We start from the raw sequence: 13,879 nt of genomic DNA on the forward strand, positions 1-13,879 counted from the left end.
AAATCACCTAACCTATTGAAACATCACTCCCACTCGATCGTCCCCGGCGGCTTGCTGGTCACGTCGTAGGTGACGCGGTTGATGCCCTTGACCTCGTTGATGATCCGGTTGGCGACGCGGCCGAGGAAGGCCATGTCGAACGGATAGAAATCGGCGGTCATGCCGTCGGTCGAGGTGACGGCGCGCAGGGCGCAGGCGTAATCGTAGGAGCGCGAGTCTCCCATCACGCCGACGGTGCGGACCGGCAGCAGGACGCAGAACGCCTGCCAGATCACGTCGTACAATCCGGCCTTGCGGATTTCGTCGAGATAGATCGTGTCGGCCTGACGCAGGATGTCGAGCCGCTCGCGGGTCAGTTCCTGGCCGGGAATGCGGATGGCGAGGCCGGGACCGGGGAAGGGATGGCGGCCGACCATGTCGTCGGGCAGGCCGAGTTCGCGGCCAAGCGCGCGGACCTCGTCCTTGAACAATTCGCGCAACGGCTCGACCAGTTTCATATTCATCCGGTCGGGCAGGCCGCCGACATTGTGGTGGCTTTTGATCGTCACCGACGGGCCGCCGGTGAAGCTGACCGATTCGATCACGTCGGGATACAGCGTGCCCTGGGCCAGGAAGTCGGCGCCGCCGATGGCGCGGGCTTCTTCCTCGAACACGTCGATGAAGGTGGCGCCGATGATCTTGCGCTTCTTCTCGGGATCGGTCTCGCCCGCCAGCTTGGCCAGGAACAGGTCCGAGGCGTCCTTGTGCACCAGCCGGATGTTGAAGCGGTCGCGGAACACCTTGACCACCTGCTCGGACTCGCCCGCCCGCATGAAACCGGTATCGACGAAGACGCAGGTGAGCTGATCGCCGATCGCTTCGTTCAGCAGCGCTGCCACCACCGAGGAATCGACCCCGCCCGACAGGCCGCAGATCACCCGGCCGCTGCCGACCTGGGCGCGGACCTTCTCGATCTCCTGGGCGCGGAAGGCCTTCATCGTCCAGTCGCCCGGGCAGCCGCAGATGCGATGGACGAAGTTCGACAGCAATTCGCGCCCGTTCGGGGTGTGGACCACTTCGGGGTGGAACTGGACGCCATAGAAATGGTGGTGGTCGTCGGCGATGGCGGCGAACGGCGCGCCTTCCGAAGCGGCGACGACGCGGAAGCTGGGCGGCAGCACGGTGACGCGGTCACCGTGGCTCATCCACACCGGGAACTGGGCGTTGGCCGAGGAAATACCGTCGAACAGGGCACAGGGGGCGATCTGGGTGACGATGGCGCGGCCGAACTCGCGGTGATGACCGGATTCGACGCTGCCGCCCAACTGGGCACACATCGTCTGCTGGCCGTAGCAGATCCCCAGCACGGGCAGGCCCATCGTGAACAAGTCGTCAGGCGCGCGGGGCGATCCGGCCTCGGCCACCGAGGCGGGCCCGCCCGACAGGATCACGCCCTTGGGGGCGAAAGCCCGAATCGAGTCCGCTGTCACCCGGTTGAACGGGTGAATCTCGCAATAGACTCCGGCTTCGCGGACACGGCGGGCGATCAGCTGCGTGACCTGGGAGCCAAAATCAACGATCAGGATACGGTCGGACATGTTTCCTCCGGGCGATGAGGCGGGGGACTTTAACCGAAGGCATCGGCGTCCGACAAGCCGCCCCGCACGGCATTGCCTGTTCCCAGCGCATATGTGGTCAGCCGGTCGTATTCGGCACCCCCCTGTCCCAACCGGCTTTGGAACAGAGTGAACCGATCCACCGCCAGAGTCTCGGGCGGCGGCAGCGTTTCAAGCCAGCGTTGCACCCGCTCGGGCGTTGCCCCCGCCGAGAGCCGGGCCAAGGTGATGTGAGGGACGAAGCGCCGGGGTTCGGGCGGCAAACCGGCGCGGATCGAGGCCGCCTCGACCCGCCGCGCCAACAGGTCCAGCGCCTCCGACCGTTCGATTCCCCGCCACAGCGCGTGGGCGCGCCTGCGGCTGCCGAACAGTCCCAGCCCGCCCAGGGTCAGGGTGAACGGGGCCTGCTCGACCCGGCAAAGTGCGTCGTGGAGATCCTCGGCGCTGGTCTCGTCGATCTCGCCTGCGAACCGCAGCGTCAGATGCAGGTTGCGCGGCTCGATCCATCTTGCTCCGGGCACGCCGCCATTGCTCGCCGTCAGACGCTCTGCCAGATCGGGCGGCAGATCGAGGCCGACGAACAGCCGGATCACGGATGCCGTGCCCCCGTCCGCGCGGCGTGGCGGTCGAGCAGAGTCCGGACCGAGGGCAGGATGCGGGCGACGATGACGTCGATTCCGGCGGCGGTGGGGTGCAGCCCGTCCGGCTGGTTCAGATCGGGATGGCCCGCGACGCCGTCGAGATAGAACGGATAGAACACTGAACCGTGGGCCTTGGCGAGGCGGGGGAACAGACCGTTGAAGTCGGACTCGAAGGCTTTGCCGTAATTGGGCGGGGCCAGCATCCCGGCCACCAGCACGCCGATCCCGGCCTTGTCGAGCCGGGTCAGAATCTGGTCGAGATTGGCCTCGGTCAGCTTGGGATCGATCCCGCGCAGCCCGTCATTGGCGCCCAGTTCGACGATCGCCAGATCGGGCTTTTCCGCCAGCGCCCAATCCAGCCGGGCCAGTCCTCCGGCGGTGGTGTCGCCCGAGACCCCGGCATTGATCACCCGCACGTCGCGGCCCTCGGCCCGCAAGGCCCGCTCCAGCCGGACCGGAAAAGCGGCATCGGCGGGCAGGCCATAGCCCGCGGTCAGCGAATCCCCCAAGGCGACGATCCGCACCGGGGCAGGGGGCGGAGCCGCCGCCCACGCCGGGGGCAGGACGGGTCCGGCCAGAAAGGTGCAAAGACATCCCAAGAGGACGCTGCGGCGTGTCACCATTGTTCGTCTCCCTGAACCGGCTTTCGCTCATGATCCGACGAAATGCCGGTGAAGGGAAGGCGAACGGTTATTTATGGTGCGAGGAGTTGTCGGTGGTCAGGCCGCCGATCGCGGCACCCGCCGCGCCGCCGAGCAGGGCGGCCCCCAGCACCGGGCCACCAGCGACATAGGCGATGCTGCCACCGGCCGCGGCACCGATGGCACCGCCGGACAAGGCGCGCTGTTCCCACCGCTTCATGTCGGAGCAGCCGGTGCCGCCAATCAGGATCAGGGACATGGCAAGGACAATGGCAATTGGTCTCATCGGGGGCCTCTTCGATCTGGAGGGGACCGAAGCCAATCTGACGCCGGGACCGTGGCGAATCTATGATCGGGGTCACGGATGAGACGGGGCGGGGAGGGCACGCCGTGGCGGTTAAAGCGCGGCGAGACGGTCGGTGACGTCCGGCAACGACACGGCATCGTGGATTTCAATGCCGTGCTCAGGCGTCTTGGTCGCGATCAAAACCGGTTCGAGCGTATCGCCGCAGAAATAGAAGGCGACATCCGCCAACTCGGTGAACCAGGGCATCTGGTCGAGCGAAGACAGGCGACGACTGCGGATTTTGTCGGGATCGACGCCATGGCCTCCCTCCTTGACTCGCGTCTCGACGCGCCTGATCGCCAGATCGGCCGACGACAGGGCGATATAGACAAAGCCGAATGCCATTCCGGCGCTTTTGGCGGCAAGCACCCGCCGTCGGAACTTGTCGGTGGAGAGAACCGTTTCGACCGCGACGGATTTACCCGAGGCGATCATGCGGTCGACTTCGCTATCGACCCATTGCGCGGCCTTACGGTTGGCCTGCATCCGCTCTTGGTCATCGACATCGAACGTTCCGCCCAAGCGGTCGCGGGTCACGTCGTCGGGGTTGAGGAAACGGCAATCCTCGCCCAGCATTGCGGCCAGCTTCGGTTGCAGCGTACTTTTCCCCGCGCCGTTATGGCCGGCGATGATCCAGAACCAAGTTTGCATTGATTAGCGGGTCTTGCGCGCGGCCTTGGGCGGGGGAACAACGTCAACGCCCTCATCACCCAGATGATAGACCTCGATCCCGGCGGCGTGCTGCCGATCGACGGCGTGGGAAACGGCTTGGCGGAATCCTTCGGTCAGTTTGCGCGCAAAGTCCGGCGACGAAACGTCTTCAAGCGAGGGCAACCGCGACGATGCCGGTTTTTCGGAGCGATCCTTCGAGTTCGTTGGGGTTTCCATTAATGCCAACATCGAAAATGATACCTTCAGATTAGAGTGGCCCTCAACGGCAAGCGATTCAATAGGGAGGCGGCCGCAACTTTCGCGGAAAACTTCTCCTTATAGTTCCAATCTTAGTATCGCGTATAGCAAAAATTCAAGACGAATCGATTTTACACAACTAAAAAGCCCCGGCGGTGTCCCGCCGGGGCTTTTCCGAACCATGTCCGATCGGACCGGTCGAAGAGACTAGTTCTTCGACTTGTCGACCAGCTTGTTCTTGGCGATCCAGGGCATCATCGCGCGCAGCTTCTCGCCGATCGCTTCGATCTGATGCTCGGACTGGATGCGACGGGTCGCCTTGAAGCTCGGCTGACCGGCCTTGCATTCCAGCATCCAATCGCGGACGAAGCGGCCGGACTGGATGTCCTCGAGGGCGCGCTTCATCTCGGCCTTGGTTTCTTGGGTGATGATGCGCGGGCCGGTGACGTAATCGCCGTATTCGGCGGTGTTGCTGATCGAGTAGCGCATGTTGGCGATGCCGCCTTCATAGATCAGATCGACGATCAGCTTCACTTCGTGCAGGCACTCGAAATAGGCCATTTCCGGCGCGTAACCGGCTTCGACCAGGGTCTCGAACCCGTACTGGATCAGCTTGGTCAGGCCGCCGCACAGCACCACCTGCTCGCCGAACAGGTCGGTTTCGCATTCCTCGCGGAAGGTGGTCTCGATGATGCCGGACCGGCCGCCGCCGATGGCGGAGGCATAGGACAGCGCCAGTTCAAGGGCGTTGCCGGTCGAGTTCTGCGCCACCGCGACCAGACAGGGGACGCCGCCGCCCTTCAGGTATTCGCCGCGCACGGTGTGGCCGGGGCCCTTGGGGGCGACCATGAACACGTCGAGGTCGGCGCGCGCCTCGATCAGCTTGAAATGGATGTTGAGGCCGTGGGCGAAGACCAGCGCCGCACCCTGCTTCAGGTTGGGGGCGAGGTCGGCGTAGTACAGCTCGGCCTGAAGTTCGTCGGGGGTGAGGATCATCACCACGTCGCCCCAGGCGGCAGCCTCGGCCGGGGTCAGAACCTTGAGGCCCTCGGCCTCGGCCTTCTTAATCGTAGACGAACCGGCGCGCAGCGCCACGGCCACTTCCTTGACGCCGGAATCGCGCAGATTGAGGGCGTGGGCGTGGCCCTGGCTACCATAGCCAACGACGACAACCTTCTTGCCCTTGATCAGATTGACGTCGGCATCCCGGTCATAATAGACGCGCATTTGAGTTCCCCGTGTGCTTTCGCGAGCTGGAAATATCACTGGCGGCGGACCATACAGGTCTCCAACGCATCTGGCAAATGCATGCGTTCGGGAGCGGTCTGCCGTTCCGGTTCCGCGAACCATACCCCTCCCGCCCGCGTCCCGCCACGGATTTTCGCGGTCGTCCGCCCCAGATGATTTCGTGCTTTCGGCCAGAGCCCGGTTCGGCCAATATTCGGCCGCATGACCGATCCCTTCGCCCTTGACGACGACGCGGCCCTGGCCCCGCCGTCCGCCCCCGCTGTCGCCGGTCCGGTGCCGGTGCCGCCCGACGCTCCCTGGCTGGTCGGCCTCAATCCCGAGCAGTTGACGGCGGTGACCAGTCTCGACGGTCCGCTGCTGGTTCTGTCCGGGGCGGGAACCGGCAAGACCAAGGTGCTGACGGCGCGGCTGGCGCAATTGCTGGCCTCGCGCCGGGCCCAGCCCTGGCAATGTCTGGCGGTGACCTTCACCAACCGCGCCGCCCGCGAAATGCGCGAGCGTGTCGCCGCCCTGGTCGGTCCGGCCGCCAACGATTTGTGGCTGGGCACCTTTCACTCGCTGTGCCTGAAGATTTTACGCCGTCATCCCGAGGCGGTCGGGCTGGTGCCGGACTTTACCATCCTCGATGCCGACGACCAGCTTCGTCTGCTGAAGAAGGTGATGGAGGACGAGCGGATCGACCCCAAGACCACCCCGCCCCAGGCGCTGATGGGAGCGATCCAGCGTTGGAAGGATCAGGCGTTGACGCCGGACAAGGTCGGCGCGGCCCAGGCGGGCGATCTGGCCGGAGGCCGGGCGGTCCATCTCTACCGGCTGTATCAGCAGCGGCTGAAAAGCCTGAACGCCTGCGATTTCGGCGATCTGCTGCTCCATGTGCTGACCCTGTTCCTGTCCGACGAGGCGGTGCTGCGCTCGTGGCAGGACCGGTTCCGCTATCTGCTGGTCGATGAGTACCAGGATACCAACGTCGCTCAATATCTGTGGCTGCGCCTGCTGGCGCGGCGGCATCACAATATCTGCTGCGTCGGCGACGACGATCAGTCGATCTATTCCTGGCGCGGGGCCGAGATCGGCAACATCCTGCGCTTCGAGAGCGACTTTCCCGGGGCCAAGATCGTCCGGCTCGAGCGCAATTACCGCTCGACCCCGCATATCCTGTCCGCCGCCTCGGGCCTGATCGCCCATAATGGCGGACGGCTGGGTAAGACGCTGCGGCCCGGATTGGAGCACGATCCCGAACGGGTCGAGAAGATCCGCACCCGCGCGGTGTGGGACGGCGAGGCCGAGGCGCGGATGGTGGTCGAGACGATCGAGACCTATCAGCGCCAGGGCGAGCCGCTGGCCAGCATGGCGATTCTGGTCCGGGTCGGCTTCCAGACCCGCGAGTTCGAAGAGCGGCTGATCGCGACCGGAGTGCCCTATCGGGTGATCGGCGGGCCGCGCTTTTACGAGCGGGCCGAAATCCGCGATGCCCTGGCCTATCTGCGACTGGTGCAATCGCCCGCCGACGGTCTGGCGTTCGAGCGGATCGTCAACACCCCCAAGCGCGGATTGGGCGAGGCGGCGCTGCGCGATGTTGCGGTTTATGCCCGCGAGCACGATCTGCCGCTGCTCGAAGCCTCGCGTCGGCTGGTCGAGACCGATCTGCTGAAGCCCCGGCCGCGCAAGGCGCTGGCCGCCTTCGTCGCGGATGTCGCCCGCTGGCGCTCGTTGCTCGGCAGTATGCCCCAGGACGAACTGACCGCGACGATCTTGGACGAATCCGGCTATGTCGCGATGTGGAAGGCCGACAAGGCCGCCGACGCCCCCGGCCGGGTCGACAATCTGAAGGAACTGGTGGCGGCGATCGCCGAATACGAGTCGCTGGGCGCCTTCCTCGAACATGTCGCCCTGGTGATGGAAAACGACGCCAAGGCCGAGGGCGACCGGGTGGTGGTAATGACCCTGCACGGGGCCAAGGGGCTGGAATTCGACAGCGTGTTCCTGCCCGGCTGGGAAGAGGAAATCTTCCCCCACCTCCGCGCCCTCGAGGAAAGCGGCGATAAGGGGCTGGAGGAAGAGCGTCGCCTCGCCTATGTCGGGCTGACCCGGGCCAGGCGGCGGGTGCTGATCAGCTTTGCCGCCAACCGCCGCGTCTATAATCAGTGGAAGACCCAGCTTCCCAGCCGCTTCCTGGCCGAACTGCCCGAGGCCGATGTCGAGCGCGAGGCCGATCGCGGCCTGTTCGCGGGCGGGGCTCCGACCGATTATTCGGCGCAGCATCTGGCCGAGCCCCGCTCGACCTGGAGCTATCCGGCCCGCCGGTCGTCTTCGTCATCCGCAGCCGCGTCCGCGCCCGCCACCCGCTCCGTCAGCGCCTTCAAGCCTGGCGCGCGGGTGACCCACGACCGCTTTGGCGACGGCACCGTTCTGGCGGTCGAAGGCCATACCCTTCACGTCGCCTTCGACGGGGCCGGAACCCGTACCCTGATCGACAGCTACGTCACCGCCCTGTGACCACGGAGACCCTGAATACGATGCCTCCCGCCTTTCCCGAGATCTGGCGTCTGCGCCTGACCGTCACCCCCGAGACCCTGGCTCCGTTCGAAGCGGTGTTCGACCTCTATGCCGAGGCGGTGACGATGTTCATGGAAGATCGCACCGGCATGTCCGACGGCGATTGTCCGTGGTTCCTCGAAGGCTTTTCCCGCACGCCGCCCGACCGCGCCACCGTGATCGCCGGTCTGTCGGCGGTCGCCGCCGCCAATGGGGTCGAGGTGCCGCCGCTGGAGATCGAGCGGGTGCCGGGAATCGACTGGGTTCTCGCCAATTTGCGCGACTTCCCGCCGATTGCCGCCGGGCGCTTCTTCGTCCACGGCTCGCATTGGCGAGGCAAGCCGCCGCAGGGCTCGATCGCGATCGAGATTGACGCCGGGACCGCGTTCGGCTCGGGCGAGCATGCCACCACCCGGGGCTGTCTGCTCGCGCTCGACATGCTGGCCCGCCGCCGCCGCCGTCTCCGCGTGCTCGATCTCGGCGCGGGATCGGGGATTCTCGGCATCGCCGCCGCCAAGGTGTGGGCGTCGCGGGTTCTGTGTACCGACATCGATCCGCCCGCCGTCCGGGTGATGGCCGCCAATGCCGCCAACAATCAGGTTCGGTCCCGGGTCCGCGCCTGTGTCAGCGACGGCTATCGCAATCCGCTGGTGGGCCGGGGCGCGCCCTATGATCTGGTGTTCTCGAACATCCTGGCCCGGCCGCTGTGCCGTTTCGCTCCCGATCTGGCCGCCCACCTTGCCCCGACCGGTCTGGCGGTGCTGTCCGGTCTGCTGGAACGTCAGGAGCGGCGGGTGATGGCCTGTCACGAGGCGCAGGGCCTGCGGCTGAAGCAGCGTATCCTCGTCGATGGCTGGGCGACCCTGGTGATCGGGCGGTAACGACGGGAGCAGGGGAGGGGGGAGAGCGGACTTTCCCCCCTCCAATCCGTCAGGCCCGGACACCGGCCAGGAACGAATCGACCTCGCGCGACAGGGTGGCCGAATTGTCGGCCAGCGCCGACACCGCCTGCAACAGCTCTTCCGAGCCGGTGCGGACCTGTCCGACGATGCCGCCCATCTTGCCGACCGTATCGGTGACCTCGCCGGTGCCGGTCGAGGCCTGCTGGATGCTGCGGGCGATTTCGGCGGTGGCGGCCGATTGCTGCTCGACCGCCGAGGCGATTCCGGACGAGATGCCGTTGATTTCCTCGATCACGTTGGCAATCGCCCCGATGGCTCCGACCACGTCGTCGGTGGCGCCCTGAACCGCGCTGATCTGCGCACCGATTTCCTCGGTCGCCTTGGCGGTCTGGTTGGCGAGATGTTTGACCTCGCCCGCGACGACGGCAAAGCCCTTGCCCGCTTCGCCCGCGCGGGCCGCCTCGATGGTGGCGTTCAGCGCCAGCAGGTTGGTCTGGGCGGCAATGTCGTTGATCAGGCTGACGACGGCTCCGATCCGGCGGGCGGATTCGGACAATTGCTTCACCATCGTATCGACCCGTTGCGCGTCCTCGACCGCCACGCGCGAGATCGACGAGGATTTCTGGACCTGACTGGCGATCTCGTGGATCGAGGCCGACAATTCCTCGGCCGCCGCCGCGACGGTTCCGACATTGCCCGAGGTCATTTCGGCCGAGCGGGCCAGATCGGCGGCGCGGCTATCGGCTTCGCGCGAGGCTCCGGCCAAAGATTGCGAGATGCCGCGCAGACGTCCCGCCGCCTGATTGACGGTATCGACGACGCCCTTGACCCCGCGTTCGAAGCTGTCGGCGGTGGCGACCAGCCCGGCCCGGCGTTCGCTTTCGGCGCGGGCCTTGGCGGTCTGTTGCTCGGCCTGGAGTTGGTCGGCGCGGATCAGTCCATCCTTGAACACCCGGACCGAGCGGACCAGCGCGCCGATTTCGTCGGCTTGTTCGTTGGCGTCGATCTCGACGCTGCGATCCCCGGCGGCCAGCGCCTCGGTCGCCTTGGTCAGACGGCCAAGCGGAACCAGAACCGCGCGGGCGATCAGCCAGGCCAACAGCGAGAAGGCGGCGGTTACCGCGATATAGAGCAGCGATCCCAGGGTGAAGGTGTCGGACAGCGCGTGCTCTTCGGTCGTGAACGCGGCCGCGATGTCGCGCTGGAGCCCCTGATCGACTCTTTCGACGGCGTCCAGCACCTTCGATCCGGTCGTGTCGATCGCGTCGTCGAGGTGGGCAAAGACGGATTCGTCGGCCCGGTCGCGGATCGCGCGGGGCAAATCCTCGACGGCCAGGACACGCAACCGCTCGGCATCGGCGGGCAGGGCGGCGGCGGCGGCCCGTTCTTCGGGGGTGCTGACCAGATGCTGGGCCGCCTTAGCGACGTCGGCCAGTTTGCGGGCGGTTTCGGTTAAGGTGGCCAGCCGTTCGGGCGAAACCGCCCCCTCGCCCCGATCGACGATCGCGTCCATTGCCGCCAGATTGAGCGTCAGAAGATCAATCCGCGCCTGGGTCAGCAATGACCCGTCTTTGAATTTATGTTCCAGCTCGATCCGGGCATGATCAACGGTGTGATTGGTGTACCAGATAATTCCACCCAAAGCGGTCAGTCCCAGGCAGGCTAAAGCCCACAGGACGATAAAACGCATACGGATCGTCATGTGCATCGACCGGTTCCTCCCCGCTCGCCGGGGATGGTCCGCCGGCATTGATTTCGCTGACCTTGATATGGGGCTCGTTACGACTGTTGCCCTAGCTTAACCCTGCCCCATGCCGATGGCATATATTTATCGAACTAAGCCCCTTATTTTCTTGCGGGTTTCCGCGACAGTTTGTTACAGAAGATGAAGATGCGAACGGATATCATTCGCGACAGAATCGGGCGAGGAGCACATGGAAGCAAATAAGGGAACGAGTCCGGCTGCGGCGGACGTGGCGCGCGGCGGAAAAGCCGGTGTTCGCGCTCTGCTGGGGCTGATGGCGGTGGTGGGCGGACTGGCGTCGCTTCCGGCCCAGGCCCAGGAAGAAGAGGCCAAGGGCTTTTGGCAGCGCGACACCCTGACCGGCGATTGGGGCGGGGTCCGCTCCAGCCTGGAAGAAAGGGGCATCTCGGTGTCCGCCACCTATACCGGCGAAGCGCTGGGCAATGTCAGCGGCGGCCTGCGCCAGCGCGCGGTTGCCTCGGGTCTGCTTCAGGCCGATGTCGAAGCCGACCTGGAAAAGGCGATCGGGTGGCAGGGTGGTCTGTTCCACTTCACCGGCCTGTACACGCATGGTCGGTCGCTCAGCGGCAATTTCCTCCAGAATTGGATTCCGTCGCGCGACATCGAGACCTCGCCCAGCACCCGTCTGTTTGCCCTGTGGTTGCAGCAGAGCTTCTTCGAGGACATGGTCTCGTTGAAGGCCGGTGTCGTGCCGATGCAGGAAGAGTTCTTCAATTCCGAATATGCCGCCAACCTGATCGGCAGCCCGTTCGGATGGCCCGGCTCGTTCGCCCTCAATTACCCGAGCGGCGGCGGCTATCCCGTTTCCGGCCCCGGTACCCGCCTCAAGGTGAAGCCGACCGAGAATCTGGCGATTCTCGCCGCTGTGTTCAGCGGCGACACCGTTCCCGGCGCGGCGGATTCCCGTCCTGAAGATCCCACCCGGCGCAATTCCTCCGGCACCGATTTCTCGCTGGAATCGCCGACCTGGTTCGGCGAAGTCCAGTACGGGATCAATCAGGAAAAGGAGGCCACCGGCCTCGCCTCGATGATCAAGGTCGGCGGTTGGTACCATAACCACGGCTATAACGACCTTCGTTACGCCGATAACGGTCAGTCTCTGGCGCTGATGCCCGACGGAACCCCGACCCAGCGTCATCAGGGCAATTGGGCCGCCTATGCGATCCTCGATCAGATGCTGTGGCGTCGCCCCGGCGAAGCGGGCGGCGGGCTCGGCTTCTTCGTCCGCGGCACCTTGATGCCCGACGATCGCAATCAGGCCCCCTATTACGTCGATACCGGTCTGGTGCTGAATGGGACCTTCGAAGGCCGCGACGACGACGTCGCCGCGATCGGCTTCGCCTATGCCGGGGCCAGCGATCGTCTCGCCGGCCTGGACGCCGACCGCCGCGCCGCTGGTCTCACCACTGCGGGCGATCACGATTACGAGGCGATGCTGGAAGTCAGCTACCGCTACAAGGTCACCCCGTGGATGACCCTGGTGCCGGACGCCCAGTACATCATGCATCCGGGCGGGACCAGCGATTACGTCGATGCCAACGGCGAGACGATCAAGGATGCCGTCATCCTCGGTCTGCGCACGGTTCTTACGCTGTAATACCGGCGACCGTGTTCGCCGGTACAGCCGCCATTGCGGCGGCGGCCAAGGGCGCGGATGCGCCCGCCCGGCGAGGGACATTACGGCGGCTCAATTGATTGAGCCGCCGGTATAATCCGACGCGCGTTTGGTGGCGTGCGGAAGATGGGGCGTCCGGAGCAAATCCTCCGGACGCCCTTTTTTATTTACTCGCGGTAGCGGGCGACCATCTGCCCGGCCCAGCCCAGCAGCAGGACGGCGAACAGGGTCAGAATCCCCAGCGCGGCGAGGGCGTCGCCGGTCAAGCCGCTCTGGCGCAACGCGATATTGGCGTGGGTCAGCGGCAGCAGGTGCAGCGGGGCGGACAGCCAGGATGGCAGGCTGGCCAGCGGAAAGAAGGTGCCGCAGAAGAACCCCATCGGGGTAATCAGGAAGTTGGTGTAGGTGGTGTGCTCCTCGGTGCTGCGGGTCTTCAGCCCGATCACCATCCCCAGGGCGGAAAACAACGAGGTTTCCAGCAACAAGGCGAGCGGAATCGCGGCGGTGGGCTCGGGGCGCCATCCCGCGGCCAGCCCGACCAGCCCGACCAGGATCGCGGCGAACAGGCCGCGCGCCATTCCGGCGGCGACGGTGCCCGCGACCACCGCCAGCGGCGAGACCGGGGCCAGCATGATGATCTGCCAGGTCCGGTGATAGAAACGGGCGATATTGATCCCGCTGGCGACCCAGGTGAAGGCGTTGTGCATCGCCGCCATTCCCATCAGCCCCGGCACCAGAAAGGTCAGGTAATCGCCGCCGTCGATCCTGACCTGGCGCCCCAGTCCCAGCCCGAACACCACCAGATACATCAGCGGCGTCACCAAGGCGGCGACGACGAAGGTCGGCCGGGCCAGCTTGGCGCGGTAGAGTTGGATCTCGCGCTGGAAGATCGGACCGGCTCCGGACAGCGGACTCATGCTGCTTCTCCGTCCGTCTGCGCCAGGGCCACCACGACGTCTTCCAACCGCGCCGCGCCGAAACGGGCGGTCAACTCGGTCGGACTGCCGATCGCGACCAATCGGCCCCGGTCGATGATGCCGACCCGGCCGCACAGGTTTTCGGCCTCCTCGACATAATGGGTGGTCAGAACCACGGTGCAGCCCTGGTCGCGGATGTCGCGGATCAGCGCCCACAAATCGCGGCGGATCGCCGGGTCCAGCCCGGTGGTCGGCTCGTCGAGCAACAGCACGCGCGGGCGGGTCAGCAGGGCGCGGCCGATCACCAGCCGTCGCCGCATCCCCCCCGACAGCCCGTTGACCGGGCGGTCGGCCCGCTCGGCCAGCCCCAGCCGGGTCAGCATCGCCGCCACCGCTTCGTCGGCCGCGTCGATCCGGTGCAGCCGGGCGTGAAAGGACAGGTTCTGGCGCGGGGTCAGGTCGCGGTCGAGGTTGTTCTCCTGGAACACCACGCCGATCAAGCGCTTGACCTCGGCGGCTTCGGTGACGGTGTCGTGCCCGCCGACCGACAGCCGACCCGAATCCGGGCTGGCCAAAGTGGCGAGCAGCCGGACCAGGGTCGTCTTGCCCGCGCCGTTGGGACCGAGCAAGCCGAACGCTTCGCCCGCACCGATGGAAAGATCGAGTCCATCCAGCGCGGGCAGGATGCCATAGCGTTTGACCGCCGCCTCAACCCTGATCATCCGCCCATTCCTTCCTTGCCGATCCGACCGGGGCCAAGTCCTA

General features: G+C 65.9%; 13 protein-coding genes. 3 read left to right on the forward strand and 10 right to left on the reverse strand.

The annotated features are described in order from the left end of the window. Window positions 1-23: 23 nt before the first annotated feature. The 7 genes from guaA to ilvC all read right to left on the reverse strand — a co-directional run bounded on the left by guaA (window position 24) and on the right by ilvC (window position 5,359). Window positions 24-1,577, reverse strand: coding sequence for a glutamine-hydrolyzing GMP synthase (gene guaA / locus BLW40_RS13945; protein ID WP_074769597.1), 1,554 nt, complete (start codon window positions 1,575-1,577; stop codon window positions 24-26). A 29-nt stretch (window positions 1,578-1,606) separates the two neighbouring features. Next, window positions 1,607-2,188, reverse strand: coding sequence for an RNA 2',3'-cyclic phosphodiesterase (gene thpR / locus BLW40_RS13950; RefSeq protein ID WP_074769599.1), 582 nt, complete (start codon window positions 2,186-2,188; stop codon window positions 1,607-1,609). Beyond that, window positions 2,185-2,859 (reverse strand): arylesterase, encoded by a 675-nt coding sequence (locus BLW40_RS13955; RefSeq protein ID WP_083386790.1) that lies wholly within the window; start codon window positions 2,857-2,859, stop codon window positions 2,185-2,187. Before BLW40_RS13955 ends, thpR begins: the two co-directional genes overlap by 4 nt. A 67-nt stretch (window positions 2,860-2,926) precedes the next feature. Next, complete coding sequence (locus BLW40_RS13960; RefSeq protein ID WP_074769601.1) at window positions 2,927-3,163, reverse strand: hypothetical protein; 237 nt, start codon at window positions 3,161-3,163, stop codon at window positions 2,927-2,929. 111 nt (window positions 3,164-3,274) lie between these two features. Continuing rightward, window positions 3,275-3,874: an ATPase gene (locus tag BLW40_RS13965; protein WP_074769603.1), complete on the reverse strand. Its 600-nt coding sequence runs from the start codon at window positions 3,872-3,874 to the stop codon at window positions 3,275-3,277. 3 nt (window positions 3,875-3,877) lie between these two features. Beyond that, complete coding sequence (locus tag BLW40_RS13970; protein ID WP_074769605.1) at window positions 3,878-4,111, reverse strand: hypothetical protein; 234 nt, start codon at window positions 4,109-4,111, stop codon at window positions 3,878-3,880. A 228-nt stretch (window positions 4,112-4,339) separates the two neighbouring features. Beyond that, on the reverse strand, window positions 4,340-5,359 hold the full coding sequence (gene ilvC / locus BLW40_RS13975) for a ketol-acid reductoisomerase (RefSeq protein ID WP_074769607.1): 1,020 nt from the start codon (window positions 5,357-5,359) through the stop codon (window positions 4,340-4,342). A 222-nt stretch (window positions 5,360-5,581) separates the two neighbouring features. Here ilvC and BLW40_RS13980 point away from each other — a divergent pair, with 222 nt between their 5' ends. Then, entirely contained in the window at window positions 5,582-7,876 is a 2,295-nt protein-coding gene (locus BLW40_RS13980) for an ATP-dependent helicase (RefSeq protein ID WP_074769609.1), read from the forward strand. A gap of 20 nt (window positions 7,877-7,896) precedes the next feature. Then, window positions 7,897-8,796 carry a 50S ribosomal protein L11 methyltransferase gene (locus BLW40_RS13985; protein WP_083386798.1) on the forward strand — a complete coding sequence of 300 codons (900 nt, stop codon included), beginning with the start codon at window positions 7,897-7,899 and terminating at the stop codon, window positions 8,794-8,796. A 49-nt stretch (window positions 8,797-8,845) separates the two neighbouring features. Here BLW40_RS13985 and BLW40_RS13990 read toward each other — a convergent pair whose 3' ends face one another. Continuing rightward, window positions 8,846-10,519: a methyl-accepting chemotaxis protein gene (locus BLW40_RS13990; RefSeq protein WP_074769611.1), complete on the reverse strand. Its 1,674-nt coding sequence runs from the start codon at window positions 10,517-10,519 to the stop codon at window positions 8,846-8,848. A 232-nt stretch (window positions 10,520-10,751) separates the two neighbouring features. Between BLW40_RS13990 and BLW40_RS13995 the strand changes: the two genes are divergently transcribed. Beyond that, on the forward strand, window positions 10,752-12,179 hold the full coding sequence (locus BLW40_RS13995; RefSeq protein WP_244511194.1) for a carbohydrate porin: 1,428 nt from the start codon (window positions 10,752-10,754) through the stop codon (window positions 12,177-12,179). A gap of 185 nt (window positions 12,180-12,364) precedes the next feature. On the opposite strand, the gene BLW40_RS14000 is transcribed toward BLW40_RS13995, so the two are convergent. Both BLW40_RS14000 and BLW40_RS14005 read right to left on the reverse strand, forming a co-directional pair. Beyond that, a complete protein-coding gene (locus tag BLW40_RS14000) occupies window positions 12,365-13,114 on the reverse strand; it encodes an ABC transporter permease (protein ID WP_074769613.1) in 750 nt (249 codons plus the stop codon). Continuing rightward, entirely contained in the window at window positions 13,111-13,836 is a 726-nt protein-coding gene (locus BLW40_RS14005; protein ID WP_074769615.1) for an ABC transporter ATP-binding protein, read from the reverse strand. The genes BLW40_RS14000 and BLW40_RS14005 overlap by 4 nt, the downstream gene beginning before the upstream one ends. Window positions 13,837-13,879 lie beyond the last annotated feature (43 nt).

The organism is Magnetospirillum fulvum, assembly GCF_900108475.1.
Lineage (GTDB): Bacteria > Pseudomonadota > Alphaproteobacteria > Rhodospirillales > Magnetospirillaceae > Phaeospirillum > Phaeospirillum fulvum_A.

Excerpts from the sequence above, each read along its gene's own strand:
- ilvC (WP_074769607.1), bottom strand. The coding sequence starts at position 5,359 with ATGCGCGTCTATTATGACCGGGATGCCGACGTCAATCTGATCAAGGGC.
- BLW40_RS13985 (WP_083386798.1), top strand. The coding sequence starts at position 7,897 with ATGCCTCCCGCCTTTCCCGAGATCTGGCGTCTGCGCCTGACCGTCACC.
- BLW40_RS13995 (WP_244511194.1), top strand. The coding sequence starts at position 10,752 with ATGGAAGCAAATAAGGGAACGAGTCCGGCTGCGGCGGACGTGGCGCGC.
- BLW40_RS14000 (WP_074769613.1), bottom strand. The coding sequence starts at position 13,114 with ATGAGTCCGCTGTCCGGAGCCGGTCCGATCTTCCAGCGCGAGATCCAA.
- BLW40_RS14005 (WP_074769615.1), bottom strand. The coding sequence starts at position 13,836 with ATGATCAGGGTTGAGGCGGCGGTCAAACGCTATGGCATCCTGCCCGCG.
- guaA (WP_074769597.1), bottom strand. The coding sequence starts at position 1,577 with ATGTCCGACCGTATCCTGATCGTTGATTTTGGCTCCCAGGTCACGCAG.
- BLW40_RS13965 (WP_074769603.1), bottom strand. The coding sequence starts at position 3,874 with ATGCAAACTTGGTTCTGGATCATCGCCGGCCATAACGGCGCGGGGAAA.
- BLW40_RS13970 (WP_074769605.1), bottom strand. The coding sequence starts at position 4,111 with ATGGAAACCCCAACGAACTCGAAGGATCGCTCCGAAAAACCGGCATCG.
- BLW40_RS13955 (WP_083386790.1), bottom strand. The coding sequence starts at position 2,859 with ATGGTGACACGCCGCAGCGTCCTCTTGGGATGTCTTTGCACCTTTCTG.
- BLW40_RS13960 (WP_074769601.1), bottom strand. The coding sequence starts at position 3,163 with ATGAGACCAATTGCCATTGTCCTTGCCATGTCCCTGATCCTGATTGGC.
- BLW40_RS13980 (WP_074769609.1), top strand. The coding sequence starts at position 5,582 with ATGACCGATCCCTTCGCCCTTGACGACGACGCGGCCCTGGCCCCGCCG.
- BLW40_RS13990 (WP_074769611.1), bottom strand. The coding sequence starts at position 10,519 with ATGACGATCCGTATGCGTTTTATCGTCCTGTGGGCTTTAGCCTGCCTG.